The organism is Paenibacillus sp. sgz302190, from assembly GCF_059820445.1.
Window position 1 is genome coordinate 110857 of sequence record NZ_JBZYAO010000005.1, and the last position, 14791, is coordinate 125647.

A 14791-nucleotide genomic window follows, 5' to 3' on the forward strand; every position below is an offset into this window, starting at 1 on the left:
TTTTGATGAAAAAGCAACGGGCATTTTGGACGAATAGATTTGCCGCCGAAGATACGATCTCCATGGTTCCTTACAGCGCGGCGACCAGCAGCAGAGACTTGAAGCGCCAAGCCCAATCAACCGGCATTGTGCCTTGCGCGCTGCCTGCCCGAATGACCGAAAGGCTGAGCGCGATTGCCGGCGGTTCTACGATCGCATTATCCAACCTGCTGCTTGCGGGCGTAAGTTGTCTGCTTTACAAATATACGAATGAAGCGAATGTCATTCTTGCTATGCCTCCGGTCAAAACGTCCGATGCGCCGCTTTTGAACGATTTCATTTTGCTGAAAGCTGAAGTGAACGGGCAGGAGTCATATAAATCGCTATTGTCCCAACTGAGCGCGACGGTCAGCGAATCGATCGCCCATCAAAGTATGACGCTGCAAAAAATGGCCGGCGATTTGAATATGCAATACGAGCCCGGCGGAGCTCCGATTATTCATACGATGTTTTCTTTCCGCCATTTACATACGTTTTACGAACCGGGATCGGTCGTTTCCGATCTTGAGTTTGCGTTTGGCATGGACGAAGCCGGCGTGCAGTTGAACCTGATCTACAACGAAGGTCTTTACGGGCGGGAAGCTGTCGAGCAGTTGGCCGTTCATATTCAGCAATTGCTCGCCGGAGCGCTGGCGAATCCGGGTGCTCCTATCGATGAAATCGAAATTATGACGGCCCGGGAGCGGGAGCAAATTTTGCAGGATTTCAACGACACGGAGGCTGCGTATCCGAGCGATACGACGATCCACGCGCTGTTCGAGGAGCACGCTGTGCGCACGCCGGATAAGATCGCGGTGCGTTTCGAAGACGCCGTGATGACGTACGGCGAGCTGGACGAGCGGGCGAACCGGCTGGCCCGCAAGCTGCGCGCCGCAGGCGTGGGGCCGGACGGCAAGGTCGGCATCCTGGCCGAGCGCTCAATGGAGATGATCGTCGGCATCTACGCGATTCTGAAAGCCGGAGGCGCCTACGTGCCGATCGACCCCGAGTATCCCGAGGAGCGGATTCGCTACATCCTCGAGGATTCCGGCGCACAGGCGCTGCTGAGCCAGCGGCATGTGCTCGATCGACTGCCGGCCATCGCTGCGGAAGCGGCCGGGGTGATGGATCTGAACGACAGCGGCGCGTACGATTCCGACGGCTCGCCTCTGGAGCCGCTCGCCGGGCCTCGCGACGTCGCTTATGTGATCTACACGTCGGGTTCGACGGGCAAGCCGAAAGGCGTCATGATCGAGCACCACTCGGTCATCAACCGGATTTTGTGGATGCACGAGCGGTATCCAATCGGCGAGAGCGACGTCATTTTGCAAAAAACGGCGTTCACGTTCGACGTGTCGGTGTGGGAGCTGTTCTGGTGGGCGATGGTCGGCTCCAGCATGTGCCTATTGTCCGTCGGGGGCGAGAAGAGCCCCGAGCGGATTTTGGAGACGATCGAGCGCAGCGGCGTGACGACGATGCACTTCGTGCCTGCGATGCTGCACGCGTTCCTCGATTACGCAGAACAGCAGCCGGGAGCGCAGCTGGCCGGGCAGCTGGGAACGCTGCGCCAGGTGTTCGCCAGCGGCGAAGCATTGCCGCCGCAGCACGTGGCCCGGTTCCAGCAGACAGTCGCGTGGGTAAACCGCGCGCGGCTGATCAACCTGTACGGACCGACGGAAGCGACGGTGGACGTGTCGTACTTCGATTGCGAGCCGGATGTGCATTATCCGGTCATCCCGATCGGCAAGCCGATCCACAATACGCGGCTGTACATCGTGAAGGAAGGCACACTGCAATTGCAGCCTGTAGGCGTGGCCGGGGAGCTGTGCATCGGCGGCGTCGGCGTGGCGCGGGGGTACCTGAACCGCGCGGAACTGACGGCGGAGAAGTTCGTAGCCGATCCGTTCGCGGACGGCGGGCGGATGTACCGCACCGGGGACCTGGCGCGCTGGCTGCCTGACGGCAACATCGAATACCTGGGCCGGATCGACCACCAGGTGAAAATCCGCGGCTACCGGATCGAGCTGGGCGAAGTGGAGTCGCAGCTGCTGGACGTGGAGCGCGTGGATGAAGCGGTCGTCGTCGCCCGCGCGGACGAGAGCGGCCAGAAGCTGCTGTGCGCGTACTACGTGGCGGAGACGGAGCTGCCGGCCAGCGAGCTGCGCAGCAGGCTGGCGGAGACGCTGCCGGCCTACATGGTGCCGACGTATTTGATCCAACTGGAGCGGATGCCGCTCAGCCCGAACGGCAAAATCGACCGAAAGGCGCTGCCTGCACCGGAAACGAGCGTTCGCTCGGAAGCGGAGTATACGGCTCCGCGCACGCAGACGGAGATGAAGCTCGCGCACATTTGGCGGGATGTTCTGGGCCTTGAACGCGTCGGCGTAAAAGATAACTTCTTTGAGATCGGCGGCCATTCCTTGCGGGCCGCAACGCTTGTCGCCCGCATTCATAAAGAAATGAACAAGCAGCTGGAAATTCGCGACGTGTTCCAGACACTGACGGTCGAACAGATGGCGCAAAGGATCGAAAGCAAGGAAACCCGCATGCTCGCCGCGATTCCGAATGCGCCGGAGAGCGCGTATTATCCTGTTTCCTCGGCGCAGAAACGGCTGTACATTTTAAGCAATCTGGAAGGCGGAGCGCTGGGGTATAACATGCCGGGGGTCGTCCTGGCGGAAGGGCCGCTGGACCGCAATCGTCTGGAGGAGGCGTTCCGCAAGCTGATTGCAAGGCATGAAACGCTGAGAACGAGCTTTGAGCTTGTAAGCGGAGAGCCCGTGCAGCGCATTCATGAGCATGCCGAATTCGCTATAGAGGATATCCGCGCGCACGAAGACCAGACGGAGGCGGCGGTTCAAAACTTTGTGCGACCGTTTGACCTTACCCGGGCTCCTTTGCTGCGGGCGGGACTGATCGAGCAGGGGGCAGAGCGTTACTTGCTGCTGATCGATATGCACCATACCGTGTCGGACGGCGGTTCGCTAAACATTTTCATCCATGAGCTTGCGCTGCTTTACAACGGCGGGCAGCTTCCGCCGCTGCGCAATCAATACAAGGATTATGCGGTGTGGCAGCAGGCGAACATGCAAAACGAAGAATGGCAAAAGCAGCAGGCGTACTGGCTGGACACGTTTCAGGGCGAGCTGCCGACGCTCGATCTCAAAGCCGATTTTGCGCGTCCCGCCGTGCAGAGCTTTGAAGGGGACAGCGTTCGGTTTGCCGTTGACCGGACAACGAGCGACGCATTGCGTCAATTGGCGGCGCGGAGCGGCAGCACGCTTTATATGGTTTTGCTCGCCGCTTATGCAGCCCTTTTGCATAAATATACGGGGCAAGAAGATATCGTCGTCGGCACGCCTGTTGCCGGACGCATCCATGCCGACCTGGAGCCGCTTATCGGCATGTTTGTCAATACGCTTGCGATTCGCAGCTACCCGGCTGGGGACAAAACGTTTTACGGCTTTTTGCAGGACATAAAGGAAAAAACGCTGAGCGCGTTCGAGCATCAGGCGTATCCGTTCGAAGAGCTGGTCAGCAGGCTGCAGCTCAAACGGGATATGAGCCGCAACCCTTTATTCGATACGATGTTCGAGCTGAAAAATGCGGAGCTGACAGACGCGAGCTTTGAGGATGTTCGCTTTTCCGCTTATCCGCGTGAAGACTCCGTCGCGAAATTCGATCTTTCTCTGGAAGGCGCTGTAGAGGAAGACGGCATCGCGTTCCATCTGGAGTATGCGACAGCGATTTACAAAAGAGCGACGGCAGAGCGGCTCGCCAATCATTACATCCAAATTTTGGCGTCCATTGCACGCAATCCGCAGCTTCCTTTGTCCGCGCTCGATTTCATTGCGGCTGAAGAAAAAGCGCAGCTTCTGCATGCATTTAGCGGCAAAGGCGCCGAAGGTTTGGAGCCGCTGCTTGAAAAGCCGTTTCATGTCTACGTCGAAGAGCAAGTGCTTTGGACCCCCGAACGTCTGGCTGTCAGCGATACGGAAAACCGGTTGACGTACCGCGAGCTGAACGAGCGGGCCAACAGGCTGGCGCAAACGCTGCGCGAAGCAGGCATCGGCCGGGAAAACAGGATCGGCATTCTCGCCGAGCGCAGCACTCTGCTGATCGTGGCGGTGCTCGCCGTATGGAAAGCGGGCGGCGCCTACGTGCCGCTTGACCCCGATTATCCGCCTGAACGCATCCGGTTCATGCTGGAAGACAGCGGCGCTGCCGTGCTGCTGACGCAGTCTCATCTGCTGCATCTTGCGGAGCAGGCCGAGACTGAACCGGCTCAGCAGCGGCGGGCCGTACTGTGCCTCGACGACGAGTCCGTCTATGCGGGCTCGGCCGCCGATTGTCCGAATGTCAATGCGCCGGACGATTTGGCATATGTGATCTATACGTCGGGAACGACGGGGCGCCCGAAGGGCGTCATGATCGAACACCGGAGTCTGGTCAACACGGCGTTTGCCTACCGCCGGGAGTACCGCTTGCTGGAGTTCCCGCTTCGGCTGCTGCAGCTTGCCAGCTTCTCGTTCGACGTATTCACCGGTGATATCGCAAGGACGCTGTTGAACGGCGGCTCCATGTTCATTTGCCGGAAAGAAGACCGGATCGATCCTGTAAAGCTGTACGGTTATTTGCACGAATACCAAATCACGGCGTTTGAATCGACGCCTGCGCTGATCGTTCCGTTCATGGAGCACGTCGCAGCCGAGCAGCTGGATATCGGCTCCCTGCGCCTGCTCATCACCAGCTCGGACAGCTGCAGCGTTGCAGACTACCGCAGGCTGCAGGAGCGCTACGGCTCGCAAATCCGCATCATCAACAGCTATGGCGTCACGGAAGCGGCGATCGATTCCAGCCTCTATGACGAGCCTTTGAGCAAGCTTCCTTCGGCGGGCAGCGTGCCGATCGGCAAAGCGTCGCTCAATGCCAGATTTTATATTCTTGATTCAGGTTTGAACCCTGTGCCTGTCGGCGTATCCGGGGAGCTGTGCATCGGCGGTCCCGGCGTCGCCCGAGGCTACTTGAACCGTCCCGAGCTGTCCGCTGAAAAGTTCGTCGCGAACCCGTTTGTGCCGGGAGAACGGCTGTATCGGACCGGCGACCTGGCCCGGTGGATGGACGACGGCAACGTGGATTTTATCGGACGCATGGACCATCAGGTGAAAATTCGCGGTTACCGCATCGAGCTGGGCGAGATCGAATCGGCTATGCTCGGTTTTCCGGGCGTCAAGCAGGCGGTCGTTATCGATCGCACCGACGACGGCGGCGGCAAATATTTATGCGGGTATGCGGCCTCCGGAGGAGAGACGCTTGATCTGGCGGCGCTGCAAGCGCACTTGCAGCAATCGCTGCCTGCCCACATGGTGCCTGCGCGGCTGATGACATTGCAGCGGCTTCCGCTTACGCCAAACGGCAAAATCGACCGCAAAGCGCTGCCGGTGCCGGAAAATGACGGCTTCGCGGGAGGAGCCGAATATGCGGCGCCCCGCACGGCCGTGGAGCAGACGCTCTGCGAAGTGTGGCAGGCGGTACTCGGCGTCAGGACTGTCGGCATCCGCGACAATTTCTTTGAGCTTGGCGGCGATTCGATTCGGTCGCTGCAGGTTTCCTCCAGACTGTATCAAGCCGGTTACCGGATGGAAATGAAGGATCTGTTTCAAAATCCGACCGTCGCAGCCTTGAGTCCGTATGTGCAGCGGGTCAGCCGCATCGCCGATCAGGGCGCCGCAACCGGCGCGGCGTTGTTGACGCCCGTGCAGCGCTGGTTTTTTGAGCAAGCCTATGAAGAGGAGCATCACCACAATCAGGCCGTCCTGCTTTACCGCAAATCGGGCTTTGACGAAGAAGCGCTTCGCAAAGCGGTCAGCAAGCTGGCCGAGCATCATGACGCGCTGCGCCTTGTCATTCGCGGCGAGGGGGTCTGGTACCGGGGGCTTGACGAGGGCGAGCCATTCAGTTTGGAAATCGTCGATCTGCAAGACGAGGCTGAGCCTGCAGCGGCGATCGAGGCGAAAGCAAGCCTCATTCAAGGCGGCATCAGCTTGAGCGAAGGGCCGCTGCTGCGCCTGGGGCTGTTCCGCTGCAAAGACGGAGACCATCTGCTCGTCGCCATTCACCATTTGGTCGTGGACGGCGTCTCCTGGCGGATTTTGTTCGAGGATCTGGCAACCGCGTATGAGCAGGCGCTAGGCAAGCAGGCGATCCGGCTGCCGCAAAAGACGGATTCCTTCCAGTTGTGGGCAAGCCGGCTTCACAAATATGCGAATCGTCCGGAACTCGCCGGCGAGCACGCGTATTGGGAGCGGATCGAACGGGCCGGCTATTCGGCTCTGCCGAAAGATAGCGAAGGTCCGAACTCCCTGATCGGCGACAGCGAAGTCGTGACCGTCACATGGACGGAGGAAACGACGGAGCTGCTGCTGAAGCAGGCGCACCGCGCCTATCGCACCGAAATGAACGATCTTCTGCTGACCTCGCTGGGCATGGCGGTTCACGCCTGGTCAGGCATCGAACGCGTAGCCGTCACTCTGGAAGGACACGGCCGCGAAGCGATCATGCCGGATATCGATATTTCCCGTACGGTCGGCTGGTTTACGAGCCAATACCCGGTCGTGCTCGACATGGGCGCAAACACGGATGTATCCGGGCGCATCAAGACGGTGAAAGAAAACTTGCGCGCCGTGCCCGGCAAAGGCGTCGGGTATGGCATTTGGCGGTACTTGTCCGAAGCCGCCAACTCGGCAGCTTTTGGCGCTGAGCCGGAAATCAGCTTTAACTATCTGGGCCAGTTCGATCAGGACCTTGCCGGCGGCACGTTGGACATATCGCCTTATTCCGGCGGGGACCCCATCAGCGCGAAAGCGGCCAGAACGTATTCGCTGGACATCAACGGGATGATTTCGGGCGGCGAGCTGTCGCTGACGATCAGCTACAGCCGCAAACAATACCGCAAGGAAACGATGGAGCGTTTGGCTGCGCTTCTGCATGACAGCCTGCAAGAGGTCGTGCTTCACTGCTCGGCGCGGGAAACATCGGAAGCGACGCCTAGCGACCTCTCGATCAAAGGGATGACGTCCGAAGAACTGGAGCGGATCGTGGCGGCGACGCGGCATATAGGCGAAATCGAAAATATATACGCGCTCACGCCTATGCAGCAGGGCATGCTGTTCCACAGCATGCTGGACGCCGGCTCGTCAGCCTATTTTGAGCAGACGACGTTTGACCTGCACGGCCGCTTCGATGCGGAGACGTTCGAAAAAAGCTTCGCCGAACTGATGAACCGGCACGAGATTTTCCGCACGAACGTATACGTCGGCTGGAGAGACCGTCCTTTGCAGCTTGTATTCCGCAGCAAGCGCGGCGGTTTTCATTACGAAGATTTGCGGGCGATGCCCGAAGCGGAGCGGAAAGCTTATGTCGAGCGCCGGATGAGCGAAGACAAGCGGCAAGGCTTTGACTTGACGCAGGACGCTTTGATGAGGGTCGCCCTGCTGCGCACCGGGGAGAACGACTACCGCTTCATCTGGAGCTCCCATCATATTTTGATGGACGGCTGGTGTTTGTCGCTCGTTTCGGAAGAGGTGTTCGAGCTGTATCATGCCATGATCGGGCAGCGGACGCCGCAGCTTGCGCCGGTGACGCCGTACAGCCGTTATATCGAATGGTTGGAAGCGCGCGATAAAGACGAAGCCACCGCGTACTGGAACGAGTATTTGGCGGGTTACGAGAATCAGACCGTGCTGCCGACAGGCAGGCTGCAAGGCAAGGCCGAAGGGCAAAGCTTCGCAAGCCATTACTGCGATTTCGGCACGGATTTGACAGCCAGGATGAACCGTTTTGCGAAAGGGCATCAGGTGACGATCCACACGCTGCTGCAAACCGTCTGGGGGCTTCTGCTGCAAAAATACAACAGCAGCAAAGACGTCGTTTTCGGCAGCGTCGTGTCCGGGCGTCCGGCGGAAATTCCGGGCATCGAGAACATGATCGGATTGTTTATCAATACGATTCCTGTACGGATTTTGCGCGAGGCAGGGGATACGTTCGACGAATTGGCCATACGCATTCAAAAGCAGGCGTTGGCATCGCATGTGCATGATTCGCATCCGCTTTATGAAATTCAAGCTTTGACCGAGCAGAAGCAGGATCTCGTCAACCATATTATGGTGTTCGAAAACTTCCCGATGGAAGCGCAAATGGAGCAGCTCAGCGACGGCGGGGAAAACGGCTTCGAGATTTCCCATGTGGAAATGATGGAGCAGACGAATTACGACTTCAATCTGATCGTCACGCCGGGCGATAATTTGCAGATTCGTTTCGAGTACAACGAACGCATCTATGACCCGGCAGCGGTGGAGCGGATCGGCCAGCATTTGCTTTATATGACGGAGCAGGCCGTCGGCAATCCGGGCGCTGCGGTCAGCGAGCTGGAAATCGTTACGGCTGACGAGCGGGCGCAAATTTTTGAGATTTTCAACGATACGGCGATGCCGTCGCCGCAACACAAGACGATTCACGGGCTGCTGGAAGAGCAAGCGGCAAGGACGCCGGAGCAAATTGCCGTTTACTTCGAAGGCGAGCAGCTTACGTACCGGGAGCTGAACGAGCGGGCGAACAGGCTTGCCCGTGCGCTGCGGGAGAGAGGCGTCGGGGCGGATCGTCTGGTCGGGCTGATGGCGGAGCGGTCGCTTGACATGATCGTCGGCGTATTCGGCATTATGAAGGCGGGAGGCGCCTATGTGCCGATTGACCCGGAATATCCGGAAGACCGCATCCGCTACATGCTGGAAGATTCGGGCGCGGAGCTGCTGCTCACGCAAGAGCGGCTTGCGGCGCGGATCGGCGATACGGCGAGCTCCGTGCTCCTGCTGGACGACCCGGGCGTTTATAGCGAGGGCGGAACGAATCCGGAATATGGAGCGGGCCCAGGCGACCTTGCTTATGTGATCTACACGTCGGGCACGACCGGCAAGCCCAAAGGGGTTATGGTCGAGCATCACGGGCTGACGAATCTGAAAGCTTATTACGATGAAACGCTTCGTATCAACCCGTCGGACCGTACGCTGCTGTTCGCCAGCCTGTCCTTCGATGCCGCTTGCTGGGATATGTTCCAGGCGCTGTTCTGCGGCGCGACGTTGTACGTGCCGACGTCCGAAACGATTTTGAATTACCAGCTGTTCGAGAGCTATATGCGCGAACATGCCATTACCGTCGCATCGCTGCCGCCAACTTATGCGGTGTATCTGGAGCCGGATGCGATGCCGAGCTTGCGCATTTTGTTTACCGCCGGTTCGGCTTCGTCCGCAGAGCTGGTGCAGAAGTGGAAAGACAAGCTCGCTTACTATAACGGGTACGGGCCGACCGAAAATTCCGTGGCAACCTCGATTTGGCCGGTTTCGTCCGATCCGGACGCGGACCGTTTGATTTCAATCGGGCGTCCGATGCCGAACCACCACGTTTATATGGTAGACCCGGAGGGTCATCTGCTGCCGGCGGGCGTGCCGGGCGAGCTGTGCGTGGCAGGCGCAGGACTGGCCAGAGGCTACCACGACCGGCCGGAATTGACGGCGGACAAGTTCGTCGTCAGCCGGTTCAGCGGGGAACGCATGTACCGGACGGGGGACCTTGCAAGATGGCTCTCCGACGGCAGGATCGAATATTTGGGCCGGATCGACCATCAGGTGAAAATACGCGGCTACCGCATCGAGCTTGGCGAAGTGGAAGCCAAAATTTTGCAGGCCGAGGCTGTGCGGGAGACGATCGTTATCGCGCGGGAAGACGCCGCCGGACAAAACCAACTGTACGCGTACTACGTTGCGGACAGGGACGTATCGGCCCAGGAGCTGCGCACTGCGCTGGGCGCCGAGCTTCCCGGCTACATGGTGCCTTCGTACTTCATCCAGCTTGGCGAAATGCCGCTGACGCCGAACGGCAAAATCGACCGCAAAGCGCTGCCGGCCGAGAGCGGGAATCAGACAGGCGACTCCCGCATAGCTCCGCGCACGCAGATGGAAACGAAGCTGGTTCATATTTGGCAGCACGTGCTCGGCATTTCCGAAATCGGCATAACGGACAATTTCTTCGAGCTCGGCGGGCACTCGCTGCGGGCGGCTGCGTTAGTCGCCCAACTGCAAAAAGAATTGGGCCGGATCGTTCCGCTGAAAGACGTATTCCAGCATCCGACCGTCGAGCAGTTGGCGGCTGCGATATCCGGTATGGAGCAGGCCGACTATACGTCCATACCTCTTGCGCCGGCAAGCGAATATTATCCGTTAACTTCCTCGCAAAAGCGGTTGTATATTTTGCACCAGCTTGAAGAGGGGGCGCTTGCTTACAATATGCCGGGCGTCGTGACGCTCATCGGCAATGTTGACGCGAAGCGCCTGGAGCAAGCTTTCGGGCAATTGATCGCCCGTCACGGTACGCTTCGCACCGGGTTCGAGCTGAGCGGCGGGGAGCCTCTGCAGCGCATCCATCCGGCAGCGGCGTTCAGCCTGCAGGAAAGACATATCGGCGAAGACGATCCGGAGGCGGTCATTCGCAGCTTTATACGGCCCTTCCGTCTATCGGAATCTCCGCTGTGGAGAGTCCAGCTTGTCGCGCTTGAGCCGCAGCGGCATCTGCTGCTTTTTGATATGCATCACATCATTACGGACGGCGTTTCGATGGAAATATTCGTCGACGAATGGATTCGCTTGTATGAAGGCGAAGAGCTGCCTCCGCTGCGGATTCAGTATAAGGATTACGCGGTGTGGAGAGCGGGGGCGGATCAGCAGCAGCGGATCGAAGCGCAGGAAGCGTACTGGCTCGATGCCTTCCGCGGGGAAATTCCCGCGCTCAACCTGCCGACGGATTATCCGCGGCCGGCCGCCCGCAGCTTCCGGGGCGATACGGTTCCGTTCATCCTTGACGAGCAGCGCACCGATGCGCTCAAGCGATTGGCGGCGCAAACCGGTTCGACCATGTACATGGTGCTGTTTGCCGCATATACCGCGCTGCTGCACGCTTACACGGGGCAGGACGACCTCGTGGTCGGCACGCCGATCGTCGGCAGGCCGCATCCGGACCTGGAGCCGCTGATCGGGATGTTCGTCAACACGCTGGCGCTCCGCATGAATCCGTCGGGAGACCAAACGTTTGCGGATTATGTAAAAGAGGTCAAAAACCGGGTGCTGCAAGCGTTCGAGCATCAGGAATACCCTTTTGAAGAGCTGATTGAGCGTTTGGATATTCCGCGGGATTTCAGCCGCAATCCGCTGTTTGACACGATGTTCGTCATGCAGAGCAGACAGCGGGAAGAGAAGAGCTTCAAAGATTTGCAGGTCGAGCCTTATCCGAACGGCCACAAAGCCGTACAGTTCGATTTGACGTTCGAAGCTGTCGAGGACGCTGATATCGTAGCTTGCAGCTTGCAATATACGGACGCCTTGTTCGACAGGGAGACTATAGAGCGGATGGCGCTGCATTTCCGGCAGTTGATCGACGGCGTTCTGAGCGATCCTTGCTTGAAGCTCGGCGAGCTTGAAGTGATGACGGCCCGGGAGCGGGAGCAAATTTTGCAGCAGTTCAACGACACGGCGGCGGCGTATCCGAGCGATACGACGATTCACGCGCTGTTCGAAGAGCACGCTGCGCGCACGCCGGATAAGCCGGCGGTGCGTTTCGAAGACGCCGTGATGACTTACGGCGAGCTGGACGAGCGGGCGAACCGGTTGGCCCGCACGCTGCGCGCCGCAGGCGTTGGGCCGGACGGCAAGGTCGGTATCCTGGCCGAGCGCTCGATGGAGATGATCGTCGGCATCTACGCGATTCTGAAAGCCGGAGGCGCCTACGTGCCGATCGACCCCGAGTATCCCGAGGAGCGGATTCGCTACATCCTCGAGGATTCCGGCGCACAGGTGCTGCTCAGCCAGCGGCATGTGCTCGATCGTCTGCCGGCCATCGCTGCGGAAGCGGCCGGGCTGATCGATCTGAACGACAGCGGCGCGTACACGCACGACGGCTCGCCTCTGGAGCCGCTCGCCGGGCCTCGCGACGTTGCTTATGTAATCTACACGTCGGGTTCGACGGGCAAGCCGAAGGGCGTTATGATCGAGCACCACTCGGTCATCAACCGGATTTTGTGGATGCACGAGCGGTATCCGATCGGCGAAAGCGACGTCATTTTGCAAAAAACGGCGTTCACGTTCGACGTGTCGATGTGGGAGCTGTTCTGGTGGGCGATGGTCGGCTCCAGCATGTGCTTGCTATCCGTCGGGGGCGAGAAGAGCCCCGAGCGGATTTTGGAAACGATCGAGCGCAGCGGCGTGACGACGATGCACTTCGTGCCTGCGATGCTGCACGCGTTCCTCGATTACGCGGAGCAGCAGCCGGGAGCGAAGCTGGCCGGGCAACTGGGGACGCTGCGCCAAGTATTCGCCAGCGGCGAAGCTTTGCCGCCGCAGCACGTGGCCCGGTTCCAGCAGGCGGTAGCATGGGTGAACCGCGCGCGGCTGATCAACCTGTACGGACCGACGGAAGCGACGGTGGACGTGTCGTACTTCGACTGCGAGCCGGATGTACATTATCCGGTCATCCCGATCGGGAAGCCGATCCACAATACGCGGCTGTACATCATGAAGGAAGGCAAGCTGCAATTGCAGCCTGTGGGCGTGGCCGGGGAGCTGTGCATCGGCGGCGTCGGCGTGGCGCGGGGCTACCTGAACCGTGCGGAGCTGACGGCGGAGAAGTTCGTGTCCGATCCGTTCGCGGACGGGGGCCGGATGTACCGGACCGGGGACTTGGCGCGCTGGCTGCCGGACGGCAACATCGAATACCTGGGCCGAATCGACCACCAGGTGAAAATCCGCGGCTACCGGATCGAGTTGGGCGAAGTGGAGTCGCAGCTGCTGAACGTGGAGCACGTGGATGAAGCGGTCGTCGTCGCCCGCGCGGACGAGAGCGGCCAAAAGCTGCTGTGCGCGTACTACGTAGCGGAGACGGAGCTGCCTGCCAGCGAGCTGCGCAGCAGGCTGGCGGAGACGCTGCCGGCCTACATGGTGCCGACTTATTTGATCCAGCTGGAGCGGATGCCGCTCAGCCCGAATGGCAAAATCGACCGCAAGGCGCTGCCCGCACCGGAAGCGAGCGTACAGGCGGAAGCCGTCTATGTGGCTCCGCGAACGCTGACGGAGATCCACTTGACGCGCTTGTGGCAGGAAGTGCTCCGTCTGCCGAAAGTCGGCATCACCGACAACTTTTTCGAGATCGGCGGCCATTCCCTGCGGGCTACGGCTTTGGCGACCCGAATGTATAAAGAAATGAACATTCAAGTTCCGCTCAAGGACATTTTCCAGGCGCCGACGATCGAGAAGTTGGCCCGCCATTTGGGGAATGTGGAAAAAAGTGAGTATTTCCGCATACCTCAGGCCGAGAAGATGCCTTATTACCCGGTATCCTCCGCCCAGAAGCGGCTGTATATACTGAGTCATGTCGAAGGCGGAGAGGTCAGCTATAATATGCCGACCGTCCTAAGCGTGGAGGGACCGCTGGACCGCGAACGGCTGGAAAACTCGTTCCGCAGTCTGATCGGGCGTCATGAATCGCTGCGGACAAGCTTTGAAACCGTGAACGGAGAAATTTCGCAGCGGATTCAACCGGAAGCCGATTTCACGCTGGAGTTTATTCAAGCGGCTCCGGACGCTGCGGAAATATACATTCAGTCATTCGTGCGTCCCTTTGACTTGCGGGAAGCGCCGCTGTTCCGCGCCGGCCTTATCGAGCTTGGGCCAGAGCGCCACATTTTGATGGTCGACATGCATCATATTATTTCCGACGGCGCTTCATCCGAAATTATCGTCCGCGAGATTGCGCAGTCGTATGCAGGGCTTGAGCTGCCGGAACTGGACATTCAATATAAAGATTTCGCCGTTTGGCAGCAGAAAGCCGCTGCGTCCGAAAGCTATTTGAAGCAGGAAGCTTATTGGCTGAACCAATTTACCGGACAACTGCCGGTTCTGAACTTGCCGATCGCCTATGCGAGACCGCAAATCCGCAGCTTCGAAGGCGCGCTGCTGCAGTTTACGGTCGAACCGGAACTGGCTGAGCAGCTGCGGAAGTTGGCCGCCGATTCGGGAAGCACGCCTTTCATGCTGTTTCTTTCGGCCTTCAACGTTCTGCTCGCCAAATACGGGGGACAGGCGGATGTCATCGTCGGAACTCCGGTCGCAGGGCGTTCGCATGCGGATCTCGATCCGATCGTCGGCATGTTCGTCAATACGCTGGCGCTGCGCAATTTCCCGGGCGGAGATAAGCGGTTTATCGATTTCCTGCTGGAAGTGAAGGAACGGACGCTGCAAGCTTTCGATAACCAGAGCTATCCGCTTGAAGAGCTGCTGGACAGGCTGCCGATCGAGCGCGATCCGAGCCGGAATCCGTTGTTCGATACCGTGTTCGTCATGGAAAATACCGAACGGGCGGACGCTTCGATCGAATCCCTTGCTTTCCGCGCTTACGAACAGGAGCATAGCGTCGCCAAATTCGATTTGACCTTGTCGATGAGCTGGGATGAGGAAGAGCTTCGAGGTTCGCTTGAATATTGCACAAAGCTTTTCGGCAAATATGCAGTTGAAAATTTACGGGACGATTTCCTTGCGCTGCTTGCCGAAATCGCCGGAGATCCGTCGCGGATTATCCGAGATTTGGGGCATGGTGCCAGCCCGGACAACCGTGCGCTTTTACAAAATTCCATCGATTTTGCATTCTGATGAGAGCCCGTGTCCGCCTCTGGCGGGTG

General features: G+C 59.1%; 1 protein-coding gene. It reads left to right on the forward strand.

From position 1 onward, the window contains the following. The first annotated feature begins 5 nt into the window (after nucleotides 1-5). Entirely contained in the window at nucleotides 6-14762 is a 14757-nt protein-coding gene (locus AC6RNO_RS08505; RefSeq protein ID WP_497105188.1) for an amino acid adenylation domain-containing protein, read from the forward strand. The last annotated feature ends 29 nt before the right edge of the window (nucleotides 14763-14791 follow it).

Coding starts and splice junctions, on each gene's coding strand:
- AC6RNO_RS08505 (WP_497105188.1), top strand. CDS start 6: ATGAAAAAGCAACGGGCATTTTGGACGAATAGATTTGCCGCCGAAGAT.